Genomic DNA, 24,825 nt, shown 5'->3' with positions numbered 1-24,825 from the left:
CCGCGCGATAGGGGTGCAGCCGGTCACATTAAGGGTTGGGGTGGCGCGGGGGTGATCGTAATGTCACGGCTAGCGCCCGCATTTGAGCAGCCCGAGCCCGTCGCTTGGTTTTCGAGGGGAAGTCCATGACCACGAGTCCCGATCTCAAGAGTCCGACCGGTTGCCCGGTTACCGGACTGGCCGCCGGTTTCGACCCGTTCGGGGCCGAGTACCAGGCCCATCCGGGTGTGTCGATGGCCGACGCGCGCACCGAGGAGCCGGTCTTCTACAGTCCGGAGCTGGATTACTGGGTCGTGACCCGGTACGACGACGTCAAGGAGATCTTCAAGGACACGGAGACCTTCTCGGCCTCCATCACCCTGGACCAGATCACCCCGTCGACCGAGGAGACCATCGGGATTCTGATCGAGCACGGGTTCAACCCCGGCCTCGCGCTGGTCAACGAGGACGGCGAGTCGCACCGTGAGCGCCGCAAGGCGCACCAGGGGCCGTTCAAGGGCAAGGAGGTCGAGGCCCTTCTTCCGCGTATTCAGGAGCTGGTCGGCACCTATGTCGACACGTTCGTGAAGAAGGGGCGCGCCGATCTGATGGCCGATCTCTTCCAGGAGGCGCCCATCACCATCGCGCTCATCTTCATGGGCATTCCCGATGAGGACATCGCGGCGTGCCGGCAGTTCACCCTGGACCAGACGGTGTTCATGTACGGGCGGCCGTCGCCCGAGGAGCAGAAGCAGGTCGCTTCCAACCTGGGCCGGTACTGGGAGTTCACCGGCGAGCTGGTGGAGAAGATCCAGCAGAACGCCGACGGGCCGGGCTGGCTTCCGCATCTGATCCGTGAGAGCCAGGACAAGCCCGGTCTCTTCGGTGAGAACGAGCTGCAGACCACGGCGCTGGCCGGTCTGGTCGCCGCGCACGAGACCACCACCAACGCCAGCGGCAACGCGATGCGCGCCCTCCTGGAGAACCCGGAGACCTGGGAGCGCGTGTGCGCCGACCCCGCGCTCATTCCCAAGGCGGTGGAGGAGTCGCTGCGTTACGACGGTTCGGTGGCCGCCTGGCGGCGTCTGGCCGTCAAGGAGACCACGGTCGGCGGTGTCACGATCCCGGCCGGCGGCAAGATCATGATGATCACCTCTTCGGCCAACCACGACGAGGCGGTCTTCGAGGATCCGGAGGTCTTCGACATCGACCGGGACCGCCCCAACCGTCATATGACGTTCGGCTTCGGCGCGCACGCCTGCATGGGCGCGACCCTCGCCCGCCAGGAGATGCGGATCTTCATCGAGGAGCTTGCCAAGCGGCTGCCCCACATGCGTCTGGTCGAGGACCAGGAGATCACGTATCTGCCCAACACCTCCTTCCGCGGGCCGCTGAACCTGCTGGTGGAGTGGGACCCGCAGCTCAACCCGGTGCTCGCCGACCGGCCCTGACCCTCTTCGCACCCTTCCCCCACCGCACCCCGGTCGTCACACCTGGCCCCTGTGTCCGGACGGCGCCCGGCGGGTGCTTCCCGGCTGGCCGGCCCGCGTCTCCCCCGCCGCGGCCCGGCCAGTCAGGAAGCGTCCGCCGGACGTGCCGGCGCCTTCTCGCCCGGTGTCGACGCCCGGGGCTTTTCGTCGCCCAGCGCCGCCGCGCCGCCGGTTGTCCGAGCGCGCTCCAGAAGGAGGAACCACCGACATGAGCACCCCACGGGGGAGTTCGCTGCCCTCACTCACGGGGATGAGGATCATCGCCGCCGTCCTGGTCGCCGCGTTCCACATCGGCGCCCTGGCGCCGTTCGCCGACCCCGACATCGCCAAGGCCTACCACTCCCTGTTCGACCAGGGCGGCTGGGCCGGCGTCACCTTCTTCTTCGTGCTCAGCGGTTTCGTCCTGACCTGGGCCGTCCGTCCGAGCGACACCCTCACCGGCTTCTGGCGGCGGCGCCTGTTCAAGGTGTTCCCCAACCACCTGCTGACGGTGACGGCCGGGATCTTCCTGCTCGTCTACCTGGACGTCTTCCCGGGTGTCGGCGTCGCCGTCTCCAATGTGCTGCTGGTGCACGACTGGGACTGGCGGTTCACGACCTGGTGGGGCGTCAACCCCGTCTCCTGGTCGCTGTGCGCCGAGGCGTTCTTCTACCTCTGCTTCCCGTTCCTGATCAAGCTGGTGAACCGGATACCGGCCGAGCGGCTGTGGGTGGGTGTGGCCGGGACCGTCGCGGCGATCACCGCGATCCCCTCGCTCGCGAAGGTGGTGATCCCCGAGGAGGCCCCGGTCCCCGGGATGCCGATCAGCGCCACCGAGCTGTGGTTCATCAACGGCTTCCCGCCCGTGCGCACCCTCGACTTCCTGCTGGGCATCCTGCTGGCCCGGATGGTGCGCGAGGGCCGGCTCTTCCGGCTCCCGCTGCCGGCCGCGGTGGTGCTGGCGGTCGGCGGCTACTGGCTGTCCACCCAGGTTCCGTACGAGTACAGCCTGGCGGCGTGCACCGGGCTGCCGTTCGGTCTGCTGATCGCGTCCGCGGCGCGGGCCGACCTGGGCGGCCAGTGGTCGCCCTTCCGCGGCCGGGTGATGGTGTGGCTGGGCGAGATCTCCTTCGCTTTCTACCTGTGGCACTACCTGGTTCTCATGTGGCTCGGCCATCTCTTCCAGAAGCACCAGCCGCTGTCCACGGCGGGCACGTGGGGCTTCATCGGCCTCGCGCTGGCCGTGGTGGTCGTGCTGTCGTGGGCGACGTTCCGGGGGGTGGAGACTCCGGTGATGCGCAGGTTCGCCTCATCACGGCGTCCCCGGGCCGCCGTTGCCGGCGCGGGGACGCGTGCGGCCGCCGCCCCCGGCTTCGAGCCGCTGGCCGAGCCGGCCGACGGCAGTCGGCGCTGAGGGTTGCTCCCGTAGCCCCAGGGGCATTCCGCCGGGTCGCCCGACCTGGCGGGATGCCCCTTTCCGTCTCCGCGGCCGCCCGGAACTGACCGTAGGGGACCCGTACAGCGCACGGTAAAGTGAATTTCATGGGACAACCGACACTGAGCCGCCGCGAAAGGCTTCGGGCCGAGACGGCCGCGGAGATCAAGGCCACCGCGCTCAAGCACATGGCCGCCACCGGCGCCGCGGCGTTGTCTCTGCGCGCCATCGCCCGGGACATGGGTATGACCGCGGGCGCCATCTACAGCTACTACGACACGCGTGACGCGCTCATCAACGCGCTGATCACCGACGTCTACACGTCGCTCGCCGACGCCCTGGAGGCGGCGCACGACCAGGTGCCCGAGCACGACACCGCGCGGCGGATCCTCGCGCACGGCCATGCCTACCGGCAGTGGGCGATCGGCCATCCCGAGGAGTTCCAGCTGGTGTACGGGGATCCGGTGCCCGGGTACCGGATGCCGGAGGGCAGTCCCGCCGGCGAGGCGGAACTGCGGGTGTGCATGCTGCTGAGCCAGCTGGTCGCCGCCGCCTGGCCGTACGCGGCGCCCGCCCACTCCGCCGACGAGCACGCCTGGGAGGACTTCCAGCCGGATCTCACCCACGCGCTGCACCAGCAGGAGCCCGGTCTGTCGCCCGCCGCTCTCGCGCTGGCCCTGCGGATCTGGGGGCGGATGCACGGGCTGGTGGCGCTGGAGGTCTACGGGCACCTGCGGACACAGATCGTCGACCCCGCCAAGCTCTACCACCAGGAACTCCTCGACCTCACCGCGTCGCTGGGGCTGCCGCTGCCGTCGCCGGCCGGGGTCTGAGGGGCGAGGGACAGCAAAAGGAGGATCCGGCCGAGGAGATGGGTCCTCGGCCGGATCCTCTGTGTCTCGTGGCCTTTGGGCGGGGGACCGGTCAAGCCACGAGGTCCGGGGGCGGGAGCGGGCGCTGTGCCCGGCCCCGCGGGGGTCAGGAGCTGGTCGTCACCGGCTCCTCGGCCGGGGTGTCCGCGCCCTCACCGGGGACCGCCGCGAGGGCGGAGGGGGCCGGGTCCTTGAGGAAGAAGAAGGTGACCAGGGCGCTGACCGCGACCAGGGCACCGGCGATGACACCGGCGAGCTGAAGTCCGTCCACGATGTCGCCCGCGCTCGGCGGGGTCGCCCCGTCGAAGTCGATGCCGTGGTTGGCCACGGCCACCAGCGCCGCCAGGCCCATCGCGCCGCCGACCTGCTGCGTCGTGGAGACCGCGGAGGAGGCCACGCCCTGCTCCAGCGGGGAGATGCCCATGCCCGCAGCCGCGAAGGTGACGGTGAAGCCGACACCGCCGCCGAGGCCCCACAGGAAGATGCCCGGCATCAGCGCCCAGACCGAGCCGCCGACCGACATACCGAGCGCGGTGACCGCGACACCCGCGCCGTTGACGATGAGCGTGCCGGTGAAGACCTTGCGCAGGCCGTACTTGGTGAGCAGGGGCGCCGTCAGCTGCCCGGCCGCCATGGAGAAGACACACAGCGGGAGGAAGACCAGGCCGGCCTTGATGGGGCTGTAGCCGAGGACCGGCTGGAGGTAGGTCGTCAGCAGGTAGTAGCCGGTGGAGAGGGTGGCCATGAACAGGCAGGCCACCACCATGGTCACCGACAGGGTGCGCACCTTCAGCAGGCGCAGCGGCAGCAGCGGCGAGGAGGTGCGCGCCTCGACGAGGAAGAACGCGAACAGCAGCACGGCGCCGATCACTTCGGTGCCCAGCGACTGGAAGGAGGTCCACCCCTTGTCGGGGCCGGAGGCCAGGCCGAAGACGATGAGCGAGGAGCCGGCGGTGGCGAGCAGGGCGCCGGGGACGTCGAAGTCGCGGATGCCCTTCTGGGCCGGGCCGTCCGGGTTGAGCAGCACGAGTCCGGCCACCAGCGCGATGGCGGTGAGCGGGACGTTCACGAAGAGCACGGACGCCCAGCCCCACCAGTCGGTGAAGAGGCCGCCGAGGACCGAGCCCGCGGCCAGACCGCCGCCGCCGATGGCGCCCCACACCGACAGCGCCTTGTTGCGCTGCGGGCCTTCGGGGAAGCCGATGAAGATGAGGGTGAGGGTGGCCGGGAAGAGGAGCGCTCCGCCCATGCCCTGGACCGCGCGGGCCGTGATGAGCATGCCCGGGTTGGTGGACAGGCCGCCCGCCAGCGACGACAGTCCGTAGATCACCATCGCGGTGAGCCAGACGCGCCTGGCTCCGAGCCGGTCGACCATACGGCCGCCCAGGAGCAGCAGGCCGCCGTAGCCGACGGCGTACGCCGAGACGACCCACTGCAGCGACTGGGCCGAGAAGCCCAGGTCCTTACCGATGTCGGGCAGCGCCACGTACACGATGTTGTAGTCGACCGCGATGATCAACTGCGAGAAACCCAACAGCGCCAGCTGCCACCCCAACCGCGCGGGCGCCCTGGTCAACGAATCCGCCATGGCCTGATCAATCTCCTAGAAACGACACGGAAGTGGCGACGCGGACGGGCCACGTCGTACGGGCGGCCCCACCGGGCGTATCGCCGGTGCGGCCTGCACTGCGCACACTATCTAAACGGTGTTCAACTTTCGCATGCAGTATAGGAATCGCTCACCGTAAAGTGTCAAGCGCGTTCCGCATAACAGTTGTTGGCGACCCGGTTCCGGACACGCCACCCCTAGTGCCGACGGCGGACCGAGTAGGGGGCGCGGGGCAAACCTGGGGTTGGCCGGGGCCTGGGTGCCACGTAGCGTCCCCATGGACTCACCGGCACCGTGCTCGTGCCGGCGCGCCGTCGCGGCACGCGTCCGCAAGTCGCGCAGTCAGTCCGGCAGTTCGGCAGTTCGGCAGTTCGGCAGCGTCGCCGACCCTCTCCTGCAGACCCAGCGTGCGCGGCGTGGCGTGCGGAAACCATTCGGCCAAAGGGATGTCATGGATTCATTGGCAAGTGCGGTGCTCGCCGGGGCCGGTCCGGAGGAGCTGGCCCGCGAGAACGTGCCCACCGACTACCTCGCCGCCCATCTGCGGGCCGAGGACATGGACAAGGCCCTCGCCACCCCGGATCCGGATGTGCGCGACACGCTCCACGTGGGCCGGGTACCGATGCCCAAGCTCGCACCCGACGAGGTCCTGGTAGCCGTCATGGCGAGCTCGATCAACTACAACACGGTGTGGTCGGCGACGTTCGCTCCCGTACCCACCTTCAGGTTCCTCGAGCGCTTCGGCGCGCTGGGCGGCTGGGCGGCGCGGCACGACCTGCCGTACCACGTCGTCGGCTCGGACGCGGCGGGTGTCATCGTCCGCGCCGGTGAGGGCGTGCGGCGCTGGAAGGCCGGCGACCACGTGGTGGCGAGCTGTGTCCAGGTGGACGACCAGGAGCCGGCCAGCCACTCGGACGCCATGCTCGGCGGCGACCAGCGGATCTGGGGATACGAGACCAACTTCGGCAGCCTCGCGCACTACACCGTGGTGCGGGCCAGCCAGCTGCTGCCCAAGCCCTCCCACCTCACCTGGGAGGAGGCGGCGGGCAACATGCTCACGGCCGCCACCTCGTACCGCATGCTGATCAGTGAGCGCGGCGCCCGGGTCAAGCTCGGCGACGTCGTGCTGATCTGGGGTGCGACCGGCGGACTCGGCGCGTTCGCCGTGCAGTTGGTCAAGCAGGCCGGCGGCATCCCGGTGGGTGTCGTCAGCTCCGAGGCCAAGGCGAAACTGCTGCGCCGCCTGGGCTGCGACGTGGTGATCAACCGCGACGAGATCGGCATTGGCGGCGAAGTGCCGCGCACCCCCGAACGGACCGCCGAGCTGGGCGACCGGCTCAGGCATGCGATCCGTGCCGCGGTGGGCGAGGACCCGCACATCGTCTTCGACTTCGTGGGCGAGGCCACCTTCGGCCTGTCGGTCCATGTGGCGCGGCGCGGCGGCACGGTGGTCACCTGCGGATCCAGCACCGGCTACCAGCACCAGTACGACAACCTCTCCCTGCGCGGCAACCTCAAGCGCATCGTGGGAAGTCACGCCGCCAACCTCCAGGAGCAGTGGGAGTGCAACCGGCTCTTCCAGCTGGGGCTGCTCAACCCGGTCCTCTCCACGGTCTACCCGCTCGAGGAGGTCGGCGAGGCGGCCCGGCTCGTGCAGACCAACCGGCACACCGGCAAGGTCGGTGTGCTGTGCCTGGCGCCCACGACGGGCCTGGGTGTCACCAATCCGGAGCTGCGTGCCCGTATCGGCGAGGACCGCATCAACCCCCTGCGGGCCGACGACGCCCCCGCCCCCGCCCCTGCCCTGGCGCTCTGACCCCACGACCGCCCAAGGAGGCTCGACGGTGCCGAACCACACGGCCGCAATCCTCGCGACCGGCTCGTACGTACCGAAGGAAGAAGTCAGCAACGAAGAGGTGGCGGCGCGTTGCGGCGTCACCGCCGACTGGATCGAAACCAAGACCGAGATCAGGACCCGGAGGTACGCGCCGCCGCACCAGGCCACCTCCGACCTCGCCGCCCGGGCCGGCAGCGAGGCGCTGAAGGCCGCGGGGCTTGAGCCCACCGCCGTCGACTACCTCATCGTCTCCACCTCCACCGCCGACTCCCCGCAGCCGCCGACCTCCGCGCTGGTCCAGCACGCCCTGGGCGCCTACGGCGCGGCCTGCTTCGACGTCAACGCCGTGTGCAGCGGCTTCGTCTACGGCCTGGAGCTCGCCCGGGGCCTGATCGCGCTGCGCCCCGGCGCCCGCGCGCTGGTGATCGCCGCCGATGTGTACTCCCGGATCCTGGACTTCTCCGACCGGCGCACCGCGCCGCTGTTCGGCGACGGAGCCGGCGCGGCCGTGGTCGGCGCCGCCGAGCAGCCGTACGGGATCCTCGACACCGACCTGGCGACCAGCGGCGGGGCCCACCACCTCATCCGCGTCGAAGCGGGCGGCAGCCGTCTGCCCGCCTCCGGCCAGACCGTCGCCGAGGGCGGCCACTACTTCCGGATGGAAGGCCGGGCGGTGCGCGCGTTCGTCAACGAGCACGTGCCCCCGGCGCTCGGCCGCCTCGTGGAAGGCACCGGGCTCGCCCTCGCCGACATCGACCACTTCATCCCCCACCAGGCCAACGGAGTCATGATGCGCGAACTCGTCGAAGCCTCCGGGCTGACCCACGCCACCGTGCACCGCACGGTCGAGCGCTACGGCAACACGGGCTCCGCCTCCATCGCGGTCACCCTCGACGAGGCCAACCGGTCCGGGCGGCTGGGCCACGGCGACCTGGTCCTGCTGGCCGGGTTCGGCGGCGGCATGGCCGTCGGCTCCACCCTGCTGCGCTGGCAGGGGGAAGCGGCATGACGCACACCGCCACCGCGGACACCGCCAACGCGGACACCGACACCGCGGACACCGCCACCCGGCCGCCGCGCTTCCAGCGGCTCGGCGTGGTGGGCTGCGGCCAGATGGGCGCCGGAGTCGCCGAGATCGCCGCCAAGGCGGGCCTCGACGTGACGGTCGCGGTCTCCTCCGACGACTCCCGGGTACGGGGCCTGGGCAGGCTCACCGGCTCGCTGGCGAGGGCCGTCGCCAAGGGCAGGCTCAGCGAGGCCGAACGGGACGCGGCCCTGGGCCGGATCACCTTCACCACCTCGCTGGAGGACCTGGCCGACCGGCAGGTGGTCATCGAGGCGATCGTCGAGCACGAGCCCACCAAGGTCGAGCTGTTCACGATGCTCGACAAGATCGTGGAGGACCCGCAGGCCGTCCTCGCCTCCAACACCTCCTCGCTGTCGATCGTCCGGCTCGCCAGCGCCACCCAGAACCCCGGCCGGGTCGTCGGCATGCACTTCTTCAACCCCGTCACGGTGCTGCCGCTGGTCGAACTCGTCGGCTCCGTCCTCACCGACGAGGACACCCTCGACCGCGCCGAGCACCTGGTCGCCGACGTCCTGGGCAAGAGCGTCATCCGCACCCCCGACCGGGCCGGATTCCTGGTCAACGCCCTGCTCTTCCCCTACCTCCTGGCCGCCGTGCGCATGGTGGACAACGGCTTCGCCACCGCCGAGGTCGTCGACCAGGGGATGGTGAAGGGCTGTTCGCACCCGCTGGGGCCGCTGCGGCTGCTGGACCTGATCGGCCTGGACACCACCGTGGCGATCGCCGAGGCGCTCTACGCGGAGCACAAGGAACCGCTGTACGCGCCGCCGCCGTTGCTTCTGCGCATGGTCGAAGGCGGGCTGCTCGGCAAGAAGACCGGCCGCGGCTTCTACACGTACGCCTGAGGGCGACCGCACAGCCCGGCGCGGCCCCGGACCGGGCCGCCGCAGCGCGGGTCCGGGGCCGGCTGCGCACGCGGCCGGCCCCGGACTCCATCCTTGGGGCAACCGAACACACCACTTCGAAACGTGAAGCGCTCGGCGAGAGCCCGCGCACGACAGGGAGGGCAGATCAATGACGTCCGCACCGAAGGACGCCTCGCCGAAGGACGCCTCGCCGAAGGCCTCGTCGTCCGCCGATGCGGTGGTGGCGGCGCTGCGCGATTCGCTGAAGGAAACGGCCCGGCTGCGGCAGCAGAACCGCGAACTGGCGGCCCGGGAACACGAACCGATCGCGATCGTCGGCATGGCCTGCCGGTACCCGGGCGGGGTCGTCTCTCCCGACGGGCTGTGGGACCTCGTACTGGCCGGGACCGACGCGGTGACGGAGTTCCCGGTCGACCGTGGGTGGGATGTGGAGGGTCTGTACAACCCGGACCGGTCGGTGGCGGGGACGTCGTACACGCGTCGGGGCGGGTTCCTGCACGAGGCGGCCGAGTTCGACGCGGAGTTCTTCGGTATCTCGCCGCGCGAGGCCCTGGCCATGGACCCGCAGCAGCGCCTTCTGCTGGAGACGTCCTGGGAGGCCATCGAACGCGCCGGAATCGACCCCGCCACCCTGCGCGGCAGCAACACCGGTGTCTATGCCGGGGTGATGTACCACGACTACGGCCCGCACCTGCACAAGTCGGTGGAGGGCGTGGACGGGCACCGGCTCACGGGCGGCCTGGGCAGTGTGCTGTCGGGGCGTGTCTCCTACACGTTCGGGTTCGAGGGCCCGGCGGTGACGGTGGACACCGCCTGCTCCTCGTCTCTGGTCGCCCTGCATCTCGCGGTGCAGGCGCTGCGGCGCGGTGAGTGTGATGTGGCGCTGGCGGGGGGTGTGACCGTCATGTCGACCCCGGGTACGTTCGTGGAGTTCTCCCGTCAGGGAGGACTCTCCGAAGACGGCCGCTGCCGTTCCTTCTCCGCCGATGCGGACGGCACGGGCTGGGCCGAAGGCGCCGGAGTTCTCCTGGTCGAGCGGCTCTCGGACGCCCAGCGCCTGGGCCACCAGGTTCTGGCGGTGGTGCGTGGTACGGCCGTCAACCAGGACGGTGCCTCCAACGGACTGACCGCCCCCAACGGCCCCTCCCAGCAGCGTGTCATCCGCGCGGCCCTCGCCGACGCCCAGCTCACCCCCGCCGATGTGGACGCCGTCGAAGCCCACGGCACCGGCACCCGCCTCGGCGACCCCATCGAAGCGGACGCGCTGCTCGCCACCTACGGACAGGGCCGTGAAGGCGGCGAACCGCTCTGGCTCGGCTCCCTCAAGTCCAACCTCGGACACACCCAGGCCGCCGCCGGAGTCGGCGGCGTCATCAAAATGGTCATGGCCATGCAGCACCGGACCCTGCCGTCCACGCTGCACGCGCAGAACCCCTCCCCCTTCATCGACTGGGAGACGGGCGCCGTCGAGCTGCTCCACGAGGCACGCGCATGGCCCGAGACGGGACGGCCGCGCCGGTCCGGTGTCTCCTCGTTCGGGATCAGCGGCACCAACGCCCACGTCGTCCTCGAATCCCCCGCCGACACCGAGACGGACAGCACCGCCGGGGCCGACGACTCCGGGGTCGTCCCGGTCGTCGTCCCGGTCGTCGTCTCGGCCCGGAGCGCCGAAGCCCTGCGCGGACAGGCCGGTCGTCTGGCCGACTTCCTCACCGAGCGGCCCGACGCCCGGCCCGCCGACATCGGCTACTCCCTGGCCACCACCCGCGCCGCCATGGAACACCGCGCCATCATCGCCGCCGCCACCCGCGAGGAACTGCTGAGCGCTCTCACCGCACTGGCTGAAGGGGAAGACAACTCCCGCCTCGCCACTGGGCAGTTGGCCGGTGGCGGGCTCGCGGTGCTGTTCACCGGCCAGGGCAGCCAGCGCCCCGGCATGGGGCGTGAACTGCATGAGACCCAGCCCGTCTTCCGGCAGGCCCTCGACGAGGCCTGCGCGCTGCTGGACGCCGAGCTCGCCGACGAGCTGGCCGAGGCCGAGGCCACCTCGCTGCGGGATCTCATGTTCGCCGCGCCCGGCAGCCCTCAGGCCGAGGCTCTCGACCGTACGGTCTTCACGCAGGCCGCGCTGTTCGCCTACGAAACCGCCCTCTACCGGCAGGTCTCCGCCTGGGGCCTGACGCCCAGTCACCTGGCCGGGCACTCCGTGGGCGAAGTCGTCGCCGCACACATTGCCGGCGTCCTCACCCTCACCGACGCCGCCACCCTCATCACCGCACGCGGCCGCCTCATGAACGCCCTGCCCCACGGCGGCACCATGATCTCCATCCGCGCAACCGAAGAACAAGTCACCACCGCCCTCGCCACCACCGGCGGCCAGGCGGCCATCGCCGCCGTCAACACCCCCACCTCCATCGTCATCTCCGGCGAGGAAGAAGCGGTCGTCAAGACCGCCGCCCTCCTGGAGGAACAAGGCGCCAAAACCCGCCGCCTCACCGTCAGCCACGCCTTCCACTCCCCCCTCATGGACCCCATGCTGGACGACTTCCACAAAGTCCTCAGCACCCTCACCTTCCACACCCCCGCCATACCCGTCATCTCCAACCTCACCGGCAACCCGGCCACCGGCGACGACCTCACCACCCCCCACTACTGGCTCCGCCACATCCGCGAAGCCGTCCGCTTCCACGACACCCTCACCACCCTCCACGCCGAGGGCGTCCTCACCTTCCTGGAGCTCGGGCCCGACGCCGTCCTCACCGCCTTCGGCCGTGACGGCGAGAGCGAGGACGCCGAGTTCGTGGCCGCCGTCCGGCGCGACCGGCCCGAGACCGCCGGTCTGGTGCGGGCGGTGGGCGCCGTTCACGCGCGGGGCTTCGCCCTCGACTGGGAGGCGGTGTTCGCCGGCCGCGGTGCGCGGACCGTCGAGCTGCCCACGTACGCCTTCCAGCGCAAGCGGTACTGGCTGCCCTCGGACGCCGACACGGCCGGGTCCGCCGCCGGGCACCCTCTGCTCGGGATGACGATGTCGCTGGCGGACTCCGGCAGCGTGGTGCTCAGTGGACGCCTCTCCCTGGACGGGCAGCCGTGGCTGGCCGACCACGCCGTCCTGGGCAACGTGCTCTTCCCCGGCACCGGTCTCGTCGAACTGGCGGCACGCGCCGCCGCCGAGACCGGGCTCGCCGCGGTGGAGGAGCTCACCCTGGAGGCGCCCCTGGTGCTGCCCGCGACCGGCGGGCGCCAGGTGCAGCTGGTCGTCGCCGCCCCGGACGCCACCGGGCGGCGCGCGCTGAGCGTCTACTCGCGCCCGGACGCGGACCCGGCTCAGGCGCTGTCCGGTGAGGACGCGTTCGGCGGCGACACGGGCCCGGAGTGGACCCGGCACGCCACCGGCGTCCTCGCCGACGACACCGCCGTCGTGGCCGGGGAGGACCTGGCCGTGTGGCCGCCGTCGGGCGCCGAACCTGTCGAACTGGACGGCTGGTACGAGACGCTGGCCGCCAAGGGCTTCGCGTACGGCCCCGCCTTCCAGGGACTCAAGGCCGCCTGGCGGCGCGGCGACGAGGTGTTCGCCGAAGTCACCCTCGACGAAACACAGACCGAGGAAGCCGCCCGCTACGGACTGCACCCCGCCCTCCTCGACTCCGCCCTGCACGCCATCGAACTCGGCGCCCTGCCCGCCACCCCCGGCCAGACCCGCCTCCCCTTCGCCTTCAACGGCGTACAACTCCACGCCACCGGCGCCCCCACCGCCCGCATCCGACTCGCCCCCACCGGACCCGGATCGGTGTCGGTGACCGTCGCCGACGTCGCCGGGCAGCCGGTCGCTCAGGTCGAGTCGCTGTCGCTCCGGCCTGCCGACGCCGGGCAGTTCGCGGCCGCGGCGACCGGGCCGCGCGACGCGCTGTTCACCCTCGGCTGGGTGCCGGTGACCGCCACGGGCACCGAGGACGTGCCGTCCTACGCCGACGTCACCGACGCCCTGGCGGCCGCCGCCGACGGCTCGGCGGCGGCGGTACGGTTCACCTCCGCGTCCGGAGCCCGGGCGCCGGAGTCGGTGCACGAACTGGCTCATCGCGCCCTGGCGGCCGTACAGCTGTGGCTGGCCGAGGAGCGTACGCAGGACGCGCCTCTGGTCGCCGTCACCCACGGGGCGGTCGCGGCCGCCTCCGGTGAGGACGTGCCGGATCTGGCCGGCGCGGCGGTGTGGGGCCTGCTGCGGTCGGCCCAGACCGAGAACCCGGGCCGTATCGTGCTGGTGGACCTCGACGAGGGCAGCGCCGCCGACCCGGCGCGGCAGGCCACCGCCCTGGCCGCCGCCATCGCCTCCGGCGAGCCCCAGCTCGCCGTGCGGGACGGCAAGTTGCTCGCCCCCCGGCTGCACCGCGCCGGGCCGGCGCCGGCGCCCGCCGAGTGGGATCCCGAGGGCACCGTCCTGCTCTCCGGCGCCACCGGCGCCCTGGGCGCTCTCGTCGCCCGGCACCTGGTCGCCGAGCACGGGGTGCGCCACCTGCTGCTGACCAGCCGCAGGGGCGGCCAGGCCCCGGGGGCCGCCGAGCTGGCGGCGGAGCTGGCCGCGCTCGGCGCCGAGGCCACGTTCGCCGCGTGCGACGCGAGCGACGCGCAGGCCGTGGAGCGCGTCCTCGCGCAGATCCCGGCGACCCACCCCCTGCGAGCCGTCGTGCACGCGGCGGGTGTGGTCGACGACGGCGTGATCGGCGCGCTGAGCGCGGAGCGGGTCTCCGGGGTGCTGCGCCCCAAGGCCGACGCCGCCTGGAACCTGCACCGCGCCACCGCCCACCTGGACCTGAGCGCTTTCGTCCTGTTCTCCTCCGTCGCCGGTACCTACGGCACCGCGGGCCAGGCCGCTTACGCGGCGGGCAACGCCTTCCTGGACGCGCTCGCCGCCCACCGCCGCGCCCAGGGCCTCACCGCCACCTCACTGGCCTGGGGCCCCTGGGCCGAAGGCGGCATGGCCGCCCAGCTCAGCGCCGCCGACCAGGCACGCCTGGCCCGCACCGGGATGAAGGAGATCGAGCCCGCGCGGGGCCTGGCGCTGTTCGACGCGGCCCTCGCCCTGGACACGGCGGTGGCCGTGCCGGTGGCGCTGGACACCGGCGCGCTGCGCGCGCTCGGCGACGAACTCCCCGCGCTGATGCGGGCGTTGGTGCGGGTCCCGGCCCGCCGGGCGGCCACCACCGCCGCCGCCACACCGCTGGCCCAGCGCCTGGCGGGGCGGCCCGAGGCGGAGCAGCGCGAGATCCTGGTGGAACTCGTGCGTGCGCAGATCGCGGCCGTGCTGAACTTCGAGGACGCTGCGGGCGTCGATGCCCGGCGCGGTTTCAAGGACCTGGGCCTGGACTCGCTGACCGCCGTCGAGCTGCGCAACCGGCTCGGCAAGGAGAGCGGGCTGCGGCTGCCCGCGACGCTGGTCTTCGACCATCCCTCGGCCGCCGCGGTCGCGGACCACCTGCTCGCCGAGCTCCGCTCCGCGCAGGCCCCGGCCGCGGCCGCCGGCCGCGGCGCCGCGACGCGGGCCGTGCGCGACGCCGACGAGCCGATCGCCATCGTCGGGATGGCCTGCCGCTATCCGGGCGGGGTGCGCTCGCCGGAGGACCTGTGGCAGCTCGTCATGGGCCGCGGCGACGCGATCTCCGAGTTCCCGGCGGACCGGGGCTGGGACGTGGCGAACCTGTTCGACCCGGACCCGGACCGGCCGGGCACCTCGTACACCCGCGAGGGCGGGTTCCTGCACGACGTGGCCGACTTCGACGCGGAGTTCTTCGGCATCTCCCCGCGCGAAGCCCTCGCCATGGACCCGCAGCAGCGGCTGCTGCTGGAGACCTCGTGGGAGGCGCTGGAGCGCGCCGGGATCGACCCGGCGGCGCTGCGCGGCAGTGACACCGGTGTGTTCACCGGCGTCATGTACCACGACTACGTGAGCCGGCTGCCCGAGATGCCGGGCGACCTGGAGGGGTACCTGGGCACCGGCAACACCGGCAGTGTCAGCTCGGGCCGCATCTCGTACACCTTCGGCTTCGAGGGCCCGGCCGTGTCGGTGGACACCGCCTGCTCCTCCTCGCTGGTGGCGCTGCACCTGGCGATCCAGGCGCTGCGCTCGGGCGAGTGCTCGCTGGCGCTCGCGGGCGGCGTGACCGTGCTGTCGTCGCCGTTCACGTTCATCGAGTTCTCCCGGCAGCGGGCTCTGTCGCCGACCGGCCGCTCGCGGTCGTTCTCGGCGGACGCGGACGGCACCGGCTGGGCCGAGGGCGCGGGCATGCTGCTCGTGGAGCGGCTCTCCGACGCGCGGCGCCTGGGCCACCGGGTCCTCGCGGTGGTACGCGGCTCCGCCGTCAACCAGGACGGCGCCTCCAACGGACTGACCGCCCCCAACGGCCCCTCCCAGCAGCGCGTCATCCGCGCCGCCCTCAACAGCGCGCGGCTCACTCCCGCCGATGTCGACGCGGTGGAGGCGCACGGCACCGGCACCCCGCTGGGCGACCCCATCGAGGCGCAGGCGCTCCAGGCGACCTACGGCCAGGAGCGTGCGGGCGAGGACCCCTTGTGGCTGGGCTCGGTGAAGTCCAACATCGGCCACACCCAGGCCGCGGCGGGCGCCGCGTCGGTGATCAAGATGGTGCAGGCGCTCCAGCACGGGGTGCTGCCCCAGACCCTGCACGCCGAGACGCCGTCGGCGATCGTGGACTGGGACGCGGGCGCGGTGGAGCTGCTCGCCGAGGCGCGTCAGTGGCCCGAGACCGGGCGGCCGCGCCGCGCCGGAGTCTCCTCCTTCGGGATCAGCGGCACCAATGCGCACGTGATCCTGGAGCAGGCCCCGGCCGAGCCCGCCGCGACGGCCGAGGAGCCGCCCGAGGACGCGGCGGAGCGCGCCGAGGTGGCGCTGCGGCTCTCCGCCACCACCCCGGACGCGCTGCGCGACCAGGCCCGGCAGCTGGCCGCGCACCTCTCGCTCCACCCGGAGCTGCGCCGCGCCGATGTGGCGCACGCGCTGGCCACCACGCGGGCGGCGCTGCCCCAGCGGGCCGTCGTGTTCGGGGACGGCCTGGACGCGCTGGCGCGCGGCGAGTCGTCGCCGCGGGTGGTCACCGCGACCGCCCGCGAGTGGGGCCGCACGGTGTTCGTGCTGCCCGGCCAGGGCTCGCAGTGGCACGGCATGGCGGTGGAACTGCTCGACACCACACCGGACTTCGCCGACCGGCTGCGTCAGTGCGCGGCCGTCGTGGAGCGGTACGTGCCCTGGCGCGTGGAGGCCGTGCTGCGCGGTGAGCCCGAAGCGCCGTCGCTGGAGCGCATCGAGGTGCTGCAGCCGGTCCTGTTCGCCGTGAACATCGCGCTGGCCGCCGTCTGGCAGGCCCACGGCATCCACCCCGACGCGGTGATCGGCCACTCCCAGGGCGAGATCGCCGCAGCGCACCTGTCGGGCGCGCTCACGCTGGAGGACGCCGCCCGTATCGTCGTCGTCCGCTCGCAGATCTTCGCGGACGAGCTGACCGGGCACGGCGCGGTCGCCTCCCTCCAGATGACCGAGGACGACGTGCTCCCCCACCTGGCGCCGTACACCGGCCGCCTGTGGATCGCGGGCGTCAACGGACCCACCGCCATCACCGTCGCGGGCGACAACGACGCCCTGGAAGAACTGGTCGCCTCGGTGACCGCCGAGGGGATACGGGCCCGCATCGTGCCCTCCACGGTCGCCTCCCACAGCCCCAAGGTGGAGCCCCTGCGCGAACGCCTCCTGGCCGCACTCGACTTCGTCCAGCCCACAAAAGCCACCCTCCCCCAGTACTCCACCGTCAACGGCGCCGTCCTCGACGGCACCGAACTCACCGCCGCGTACTGGTACGAGAACTGCCGACAGCCCGTCAGCTTCGCACCCACCCTCCACACCCTCCTGGCCGACGGCCACACCACGTTCATCGAAACCAGCGCACACCCCGTACTCACCACCGCCATCGAGGAGATCGTGGACGCGGCGCAGGGCGAGGCCCTGGTGCTCGCCACCCTGCGGCGCGGCGAGGGCGGACCGCTGCGCCTGAACACCTCGCTCGCCGAGGCGTGGGCGCGGGGTCTGCCGGTGCGCCCGCCGGTGCCCGCGCGACCGCGCCGGGTGGACCTGCCCACCTACCCGTTCCAGCGCAAGCGGTACTGGGTCGAAGCGGCGGGCGACCGGCCCGCGGGCGGGACGCGGGACACGGTGGAGGCCGGGTTCTGGGAGGCGGTGGAGAACCGTGACCTGGAGGCCCTGGCGGCCACCCTCGGTCTGGAGGACGGGGAACCGCTGGGCGCGGTGCTGCCCGCGCTGGCCGACTGGCGGCAGAGGGCGGCGGCGCGTTCGGCCGCCGACGCCTGGCGCTACAAGGCCGTGTGGCGGCCGGTGGCCGAGCCGGCGTCGGTCCTCCTGTCGGGCACCTGGCTGCTGGTGGCCCCGCAGGGGCACGCCGAGGCGGCCGCTCTCGCCGACCGCACGGCGAAGACCCTGGAGCGCCACGGCGCCGACGTGGTGCGGCTCGACGCCGGGCCCGCCCCGGACCGGGCCGAACTCGCCCAGAACATCGGCACGTCGACGTCGGGCGGGGTGTCGGGGGTGGTGTCGCTGCTGGCGCTCGACGAGACGCCGGCGGCCGGCCGCCCGGCGCTCACCGAGGGCACCGCAGGCACCCTCCTGCTCATCCAGGCGCTGGCCGACGCCGGGGTGACGGCCCCGCTGTGGGCGCTCACGCAGGGCGCCGTCGCCGCCCTCGGCGCCGAGGTGCCCGCCTCCCCGGCGCAGGCCCAGGTCTGGGCGCTGGGCCGGACGGCCGCGGTGGAGCACCCGGACCGGTGGGGCGGTCTGGTCGACCTCCCGGCCGACCCGGACGACCGGGCCCTCGCCCGTCTCGCCGCCGCGGTGTCGGGCCTCGCGGACGAGGACCAGCTCGCGGTGCGCGACGCCGGGACGCTGGCCCGCCGCCTGGTCCGCTCCCCGCTGGCCTCGGTGCCGGTACGGCGTACGTGGAAGCCGCACGGCACGGTTCTGGTGACCGGCGGCACCCGCGGCATGGGCGGGCACACCGCGCGCCGGCTCGCCGAGCTGGGCGCCGAGCACCTGCTGCTGACCGTGGAGCGCGAGCTCGCACCGGCCGAACAGGTGGCGCTGGAGGCCGAGTTCGCGGCCGCCGGGGTGCGCGTGAGTGTCGCCGTGTGCGACGTCGCCGACCGGGAAGCGCTCGCCGCCGTGCTGGCCTCGGTGCCCGACGACGCTCCGCTGACCGCCGTCGTGCACACCGCGGGCGAGCTGGACGCGGCGCCGCTCGGCGACCTCGACCCGGCCGCCCTGGAGCGCGCGCTGCGCACCCGGACGCTGGGCGCCGCGAACCTGGACGAGCTCCTGCGGGAGACCGAGCTGGAGGCGTTCGTGCTGTTCTCCTCGCTCGCCGGCGTGTGGGGCAGTGCCACCCAGGGCGGATACGGGGCGGCCAACGCCCATGTGGACGCGCTCGCCGCCCGGCGGCGCGGCCTCGGTCTGCCCGCCACCTCCGTCGCGTGGGGCCCGTGGGGCGACGCGGGCGCCGGCCTGGACGACGAGGAGGCCGAGGCGGAGCGCCGGGCCCAGCTGCGCCGCCGAGGGGTGGCGCCGCTGTCCTCGCGGCAGGCGGTCGCCGCGCTCGTCGAGGCGGTGGCCCGGGACGAGGACACCCTGGTCCTGGCCGATGTGGACTGGGAGCTGTTCGCCCCCGCCCTCACCGCCGTGCGCAGCAGCCCGCTGCTGGACGAACTGCCGGAGGCCGCACGGGCGCTGGCGGGTTCGGCGCCGGACGCCACGGCCGCGGCGAGCGCCACGCAGGACCTGACGCAGAGCCTGGCCGGCCTCTCCCCCACCGACCAGGAGAGGGTGCTGACCGATCTGGTGCGTACCGAATCCGCGGTCGTGCTCGGCCACAGCGACAGCGAGGCGGTCGACGCCCAGCGGCCCCTGCAGGAACTCGGCTTCGACTCCCTGGCCGCGGTCACCCTGCGCAACCGGCTGGGGGCGGTGACCGGACTGAAGCTGCCGGCCACGCTCGTCTTCAACCACCCCACCCCGGCCGCGGTCGCCGCGTTCCTGCGCGGCGAACTGCTCCCGGAGCAGGCGCCGGTGTCGCTGGACGCCGAACTCGACCGGCTGCAGGAGGTGCTGGAGGGCAGCGGTCTGGCCGACGACGCGGCGGCCCGCGCCCTGGTCGCGGCCCGGCTGCGGCGTCTGCTGGAGGAGGTGGCGGACGAGCCGTCGGCCGCCGGGGCGCGCCTGGACGTCGAGGACCAGCTCGCCTCCGCCTCCGACGACGACATCTTCAGCTTCATCGACAACGAGCTTGGACAGTGAGGACCCGATGACGACGGGAACGGCATCTTCCGACGAGAACAAGCTGCGCGCCTACCTCAAACGGGTCACCGTCGAACTCGGTGACGTGCGGGGCCGGCTCAAGGACCTCCAGGCGCGCGGCAACGACCCGGTCGCGATCGTGGCGATGAGCTGCCGGATGCCCGGCGGGGTGCGCTCGCCCGAGGACCTGTGGGACCTGGTCGCGGCGGGCAAGGACACGCTGCGCGAGTTTCCCGGCGACCGGGGCTGGGACCTGGCGAACCTCTTCGACCCGGACCCCGACCGGCCCGGCACCTCGTACGTGCGCCAGGGCGGGTTCATGCCGGAGGCCGGGGAGTTCGACGCCGCGTTCTTCGGTGTCTCCGACGCCGAGGCCGTGGCGATGGACCCCCAGCACCGGCTGCTGCTCGAAACCACCTGGGAGGCGCTGGAGCGGGCCGGGATCGACCCGGCCTCGCTGCGCGGCAGCGACACCGCGGTCTACGCCGGGTGCAGCGTCGACGACTACACGATGCTGCTCGCCGATCCGCCCGAGGACGTGGCGGCCCACCGGCTGACCGGCGGCGGCAACGCGCTGGCCGCCCGCGTCTCGGGTGTCTTCGGCCTCACCGGCCCCTCGATGACCATTGACACCGCCTGCTCGTCCTCGCTGGTCGCGCTGCACCTGGCCGTCCAGTCGCTGCGCCAGGGCGAGTGCTCGCTGGCCCTGGTCAGCGGGGTCTCGGTGATCTCCACGCCGCAGCTGTTCGTGGACTTCAGCCGTCAGCGGGGCCTGGCACCGGACGGCCGGGTCAAGGCGTTCGCGGGCGCCGCCGACGGCACCGCCTGGTGCGACGCGGTGGGCACCCTGGTGGTGGAGCGGCTCTCCGACGCGCGGCGCCTGGGCCATCGGGTCCTCGCGGTGGTACGCGGCTCCGCCGTCAACCAGGACGGCGCCTCCAACGGGCTCACCGCCCCCAACGGTCCCTCCCAGCAACGCGTCATCCGCGCCGCCCTCAACAGCGGTGCGCTCTCGCCCGCCGAGGTGGACGCGGTGGAGGCGCACGGCACCGGCACCCGCCTCGGCGATCCGATCGAGGCGGAGGCGCTGCTGGCCACCTACGGGCAGGGGCGCCCCGCCGGCCGTCCGCTGCGGCTGGGCTCGGTGAAGTCCAACTTCGGTCACGCGGGCGCCGCGGCGGGCGTCACCGGTGTCATCAAGATGGTGCAGGCCATGCGGCACGGCCTGCTCCCGGCCACCTTGCACGTGGACGAGCCCACACCGATGGTGGACTGGGACGCGGGCGCGGTGGAGCTGCTCACGAAGGCCGAGGCGTGGCCCGACACGGGCCGCCCGCGCCGCGCCGCCGTATCCGCGTTCGGTGTCAGCGGGACCAACGCGCACGTGATCCTCGAACAGGCCCCGGCGGAGCCGGAGCCGGCCGCGCCGGTCCGGGGCGCGGCCCCGGACACCGCCGGCGCGCCGCTGGTCCTCTCGGCGGCGAGCCCGCGGGCGCTGCGCGACCAGGCGCGACGCCTTGCGGAACACCTCGCGCTCAACCCCGCGCTGCGCCTCACGGACGTCGCGCACTCCCTGGCCACCACCCGGGCGGCGCTGCGCCACCGGGCGGCGGTGACGGACACGGGCTCCGTCCCGGCGGCCCTGGAGCTGCTGGCGCGCGGTGCGCCGGGGCCCGGCGTGGTCACGGGCACGGCCCGCGAGCCGGGCCGCGTGGCGCTGGTACTGCCCGAGGAGGGCACCGAGCTGCTGGCGTCGGCCGCCCGACTGCTCGACTCCAGTGCCGCGTTCGCCGCCCGGCTGCGCCCCTTCGCCGAGGCCGTCGAGGCCCGGGTGCCGTGGCGTGTGGAGGAGGTCCTGCGCGGTGCGGCCTCCTCCCCCTCGTACGAGGGGGAGGAGGTGGGGCGGCCCGTCCTGTTCGCGGTCGCGCTCGCGCTGGCCGGTCTGTGGCAGGACCACGGCGTACGGGTCGAGAGGGCCACCGGGCATGCGCTGGGCGATCTCGTCTCCGATTACCTGGCCGGCGCCCAAACGCTTCAGGACGCCGTCCGGGCCGTCACCGGGGCCGGGGCGCCCGCCGGCCCCGCCCGGCCCGTGGCCGGAGCTCTGCTGGCCGACGGCTACCGCACCTTCGTGATGGCGGGCGCCGCCGTGGGCATCGAGGAGGCGGCCGCACTGGCCGGTGCGCTGGTCGTCCACGCGCTGCCGGTGGGCGAGGGGCTCGCGCAGGCGTGGACCGCCGGGCTCGCCGTCCGGTGGCCCGCGCCGCAGGGCGTACGGACGGTGGAGCTGCCCACGTACGCCTTCCAGCACAAGAAGTACTGGGTCGGGGCCCGCCCGGCCGCCGCGCCCGCCGCCGAGGGGCCCGACGCGGACTTCTGGGCCGCGGTGGAGGGGCAGGACCGGGCGGCGCTGGCCCGGCTGCTCGACGTGGCCGGGGCGGGCGCCGTGGAGCCGGTGCTGCCCGCCCTGGCCCAACTGCGGGACGAGGCGCGCCGCCAGGCGGCCGTGGCGCACTGGCGCTACCGCACCCAGTGGCACGAGGTGGCGCCGCCCGCCGGCCGGGCGCCGTCCGGGCGCTGGCTGGTGGTGCTCCCCGCGCAGTCCCCCGCCTCCCCCGCGTCCCGGCAGGCGCAGCCGTGGATCGGGGCGCTGGAGCACGGCGGGGCGAGCGTGGTCCGGCTGGCCGTGGCGCCCGGCACCGACAAGGAGACGCTCGCCGCGCAGCTCGCCCCCGTGGTGGAGGCGGGCCCGCTGCGGGGGGTCGTCTGCGCACTGCCGCTCGACGACAGCCCGCACCCGGGGCGCCCCGCGCTGGGAGCCGGGCTGACCGGCACGCTCGCGCTGGTGGGCGCGCTGGCCGCGCTCGGCGCCGAGGTGCCGGTGTGGTCGCTGACCCGGGGCGCGGTCGCGGCCGCCCCCGGCGATGCGGTCGGCTCTCCGGCGCAGGCCGCGGTGTGGGGCCTGGGCCTCGTCCTGGCCGAGGAGCACCCGCAGTTGTGGGGCGGCACCATCGACCTGCCCGCCGACGACCCGGACAGCACGGCGGCCGGCCTGCTCGCCGCGGTGCTCACCGGCGAGGAGGACCGGGTCGCGCTGCGCGGACCGTCCGTGCTCGCCCGGCGGGTGGTGCGCGCACCGCTGGAGAACCGGCCGGGCGACGCCTGGCGCCCCGACGGCACCGTCCTGGTCACCCAGGGCACGCACGGCATGGGGGCGGCGGTCGCCCGGCACCTGGCGGGCGCGGGCGCACGCCATCTGCTGCTGAGCGCCGCGCAGGAGCCGGGACCGGGCGAAAGGGCCGCGCTGGAGGCCGAGTTCGCGGCTCTGGGCGCGCGGGTGACGATCGTCCGCTGCGACTTCACCAACCTCATCGAGGGCGCCCAGGTGCTGGCAGCCCTCCCCGGCGAGGAGCCGCTGACCGCGGTCTTCCACTGCGCCGAGGTGCTGGAGGAGAGCCCGCTGGACGACGTCGAACTGGCGTCGCTGGAGCGGGTCCTGGGGGCCAAGGCGGTCGCCGCCACGGTCCTGGACGAGCTGACCCGGGACCTGGACCTGTCGGCGTTCGTGCTGTTCTCCTCCATCGCCGGGAGCATGGGGGTCGGTGTCGGGCTCGGCGCGTTCGCCGCCGCCAACGCCCAGCTGGACGCGCTCGCCCAGCGCCGGCGCGCGGCGGGACGGCGGGCCACCGCCGTGGCGTGGGGCGTGTGGGTGGAGGAGTTCGCCGATCCGGCCCGGGCCCGGCTGGAGCGGGCCCGCCACGAGCGGCTGCGCCGCCGGGGCATCCCCGCCGTCGCCCCCGAACACGCCCTGACCGTACTGGACCAGGCCCTGGACGGCGGTGAGGGCGACCTGCTGGCCGCCGAGATCGTCTGGCCCGACTACGTGCCGGCCACGGCGGCCGGGCGCGGTCCGCTGTTCGCCGCGCTGCCCGAGGCGGCCGCGGCCCTGCCCGCCGGCCCGGACGCGGACGCGGCGGCGCGGACGCCCGCCCTCGCCCTGCTGGACGCGCGGGCCCGCCACGAGGCGCTGCTCGGTGTCGTACGGGCCGAGATCGCGGCCGTGCTGGGCCTCGCGGGGGCGGCCGAGGTGGACGCGGGGCGCGGCTTCCTGGAGCTCGGCATGGACTCGCTGACCACGGTGGAGCTGCGCAACCGGCTCGCCGCCGCCACCGGCGTACGACTGACGGTCCGTCAGATCTTTGACGAGCGGACCCCGCAGGCGCTGGCCGGCGCCGTCTCCGCCGCCCTCGGCGAGCAGGAGCCGGGCGGAGCCGGGAGCGCCCCGGCGGCGCACGCGCCCGCCGAATCCACCCTGGCCGGGCTCTTCCGTACGGCGCTCGCGGCGGGCCGGGCCGGGGAGTTCACCGAGCTCCTGGCCACCGCCGCCGACTTCCGGCCGGTGTTCGGGGAGGAGGGCGGTGCGGACCTCGCCGCGCCGGTGCTGCTGGCGCGCGGCGGGTCGGGGCCCGCGCTGTTCTGCCTGCCCACGGTGCTGGCCACCTCCGGGCCCGAGCAGTTCGCCCGGCTCGCGGCCGGTTTCGGCGGCGCCTCGGACGTCTTCGCGCTGGCGCTGCCGGGCTTCCGCGAGGACGAGGCGCTGCCCGCCGGCGTCGAGGCGCTCGCGGCGGCCCTGGCGGCGACGGTCCTCGACGGCGCGGGCGACGCGCCGTACGCGCTGCTCGGCTACTCCTCCGGCGGGCTGCTCGCCCACTCGGTCGCGGCCCGCCTGGAAGCCGAGGGCGCGGGTCCGGCGGCGGTCGTGCTGCTCGACACGTTCCCGGTCGGCGGCGGCCGCCTCGCGGAGTTCGGGCCCGCCCTGGTGACGGCGATGGCCGAACGGGCGGAGGTCACCGGCCTGGACGACGCCCGGCTGAGCGCCATGGGCGGGTATCTGCGCCTCCTCGCCGACTGGCGGCCCGCCGCCCTGTCCGCGCCCACCCTGCTGGTGCGGGCGGGCGACCACGGCTGGGGCTCCTCCGGGCCGGACCGGACCGAACTCGCCGCGCTCGCCACGGTGCTGGACGTGCCGGGCGACCACTTCACCCTCATCGAGGAGCACGCGCCGTCCACGGCGCGGGCGGTCGGCCGGTGGCTGGCCCAACTGCCCCTGCCCGCCCGGGCGGCGTAGGGCTCACCAGGGGGTGGGAAGGCACGGCGAAGGCTCCGGACGGGGATACCGTCCGGAGCCTTCGCCGTGCCTGCGGGGTGTCCGGCGCCGAAGTGCCGTACGTCCGGGGGGTCCACCCGGGGTGTCTGCTGCGGTCTGCACCATGCGCACTACCTACACAGTGTTTAACTTTCGCATGCA

General features: G+C 73.8%; 9 protein-coding genes. 8 read left to right on the top strand and 1 reads right to left on the bottom strand.

What is annotated here, in order from left to right; all coding sequences use genetic code 11:
* Positions 1–125 precede the first annotated feature (125 nt).
* From AB0G17_RS20160 to AB0G17_RS20150, 3 genes are all read left to right on the top strand, one after another.
* On the top strand, positions 126–1,430 hold the full coding sequence (locus tag AB0G17_RS20160; RefSeq protein ID WP_361384185.1) for a cytochrome P450: 1,305 nt from the start codon (positions 126–128) through the stop codon (positions 1,428–1,430).
* Positions 1,431–1,677: 247 nt separating this feature from the next.
* Positions 1,678–2,862, top strand: coding sequence for an acyltransferase (locus AB0G17_RS20155; protein WP_361384182.1), 1,185 nt, complete (start codon positions 1,678–1,680; stop codon positions 2,860–2,862).
* A 128-nt stretch (positions 2,863–2,990) separates the two neighbouring features.
* A complete protein-coding gene (locus AB0G17_RS20150; RefSeq protein WP_361384179.1) occupies positions 2,991–3,716 on the top strand; it encodes a TetR/AcrR family transcriptional regulator in 726 nt (241 codons plus the stop codon).
* A 145-nt stretch (positions 3,717–3,861) separates the two neighbouring features.
* On the opposite strand, the gene AB0G17_RS20145 is transcribed toward AB0G17_RS20150, so the two are convergent.
* Positions 3,862–5,343, bottom strand: a complete 1,482-nt coding sequence (locus AB0G17_RS20145; protein WP_361384176.1) for an MFS transporter — start codon at positions 5,341–5,343, stop codon at positions 3,862–3,864.
* A 472-nt stretch (positions 5,344–5,815) separates the two neighbouring features.
* Between AB0G17_RS20145 and ccrA the strand changes: the two genes are divergently transcribed.
* The 5 genes from ccrA to AB0G17_RS20120 all read left to right on the top strand — a co-directional run bounded on the left by ccrA (position 5,816) and on the right by AB0G17_RS20120 (position 24,645).
* A complete protein-coding gene (ccrA, locus tag AB0G17_RS20140) occupies positions 5,816–7,180 on the top strand; it encodes a crotonyl-CoA carboxylase/reductase (protein WP_361384173.1) in 1,365 nt (454 codons plus the stop codon).
* A gap of 28 nt (positions 7,181–7,208) precedes the next feature.
* The gene (locus AB0G17_RS20135; RefSeq protein WP_361384170.1) at positions 7,209–8,210 is read left to right on the top strand and encodes a ketoacyl-ACP synthase III; all 1,002 of its coding nucleotides are present in this window, start codon (positions 7,209–7,211) and stop codon (positions 8,208–8,210) included.
* The gene (locus tag AB0G17_RS20130) at positions 8,207–9,133 is read left to right on the top strand and encodes a 3-hydroxybutyryl-CoA dehydrogenase (RefSeq protein ID WP_361384167.1); all 927 of its coding nucleotides are present in this window, start codon (positions 8,207–8,209) and stop codon (positions 9,131–9,133) included. The genes AB0G17_RS20135 and AB0G17_RS20130 overlap by 4 nt, the downstream gene beginning before the upstream one ends.
* A gap of 169 nt (positions 9,134–9,302) precedes the next feature.
* The gene (locus AB0G17_RS20125; protein ID WP_361384164.1) at positions 9,303–19,517 is read left to right on the top strand and encodes a type I polyketide synthase; all 10,215 of its coding nucleotides are present in this window, start codon (positions 9,303–9,305) and stop codon (positions 19,515–19,517) included.
* Between the two features lie 7 nt (positions 19,518–19,524).
* Positions 19,525–24,645, top strand: coding sequence for a beta-ketoacyl synthase N-terminal-like domain-containing protein (locus AB0G17_RS20120; RefSeq protein WP_361384161.1), 5,121 nt, complete (start codon positions 19,525–19,527; stop codon positions 24,643–24,645).
* Positions 24,646–24,825 lie beyond the last annotated feature (180 nt).

Origin of the sequence: Streptomyces sp. NPDC023838 (assembly GCF_040639555.1) — a bacterium.
Lineage (GTDB): Bacteria > Actinomycetota > Actinomycetes > Streptomycetales > Streptomycetaceae > Streptomyces.
The sequence above is the reverse complement of the archived record's forward strand: the minus strand, read 5'-3'. Positions and strand labels throughout refer to the sequence as shown.

Bases quoted from the DNA above. Each gene is read 5' to 3' on its own strand.
- AB0G17_RS20145 (WP_361384176.1), bottom strand. From the start codon at position 5,343: ATGGCGGATTCGTTGACCAGGGCGCCCGCGCGGTTGGGGTGGCAGCTG.
- AB0G17_RS20125 (WP_361384164.1), top strand. From the start codon at position 9,303: ATGACGTCCGCACCGAAGGACGCCTCGCCGAAGGACGCCTCGCCGAAG.
- AB0G17_RS20160 (WP_361384185.1), top strand. From the start codon at position 126: ATGACCACGAGTCCCGATCTCAAGAGTCCGACCGGTTGCCCGGTTACC.
- AB0G17_RS20120 (WP_361384161.1), top strand. From the start codon at position 19,525: ATGACGACGGGAACGGCATCTTCCGACGAGAACAAGCTGCGCGCCTAC.
- AB0G17_RS20130 (WP_361384167.1), top strand. From the start codon at position 8,207: ATGACGCACACCGCCACCGCGGACACCGCCAACGCGGACACCGACACC.
- AB0G17_RS20155 (WP_361384182.1), top strand. From the start codon at position 1,678: ATGAGCACCCCACGGGGGAGTTCGCTGCCCTCACTCACGGGGATGAGG.
- AB0G17_RS20150 (WP_361384179.1), top strand. From the start codon at position 2,991: ATGGGACAACCGACACTGAGCCGCCGCGAAAGGCTTCGGGCCGAGACG.
- ccrA (WP_361384173.1), top strand. From the start codon at position 5,816: ATGGATTCATTGGCAAGTGCGGTGCTCGCCGGGGCCGGTCCGGAGGAG.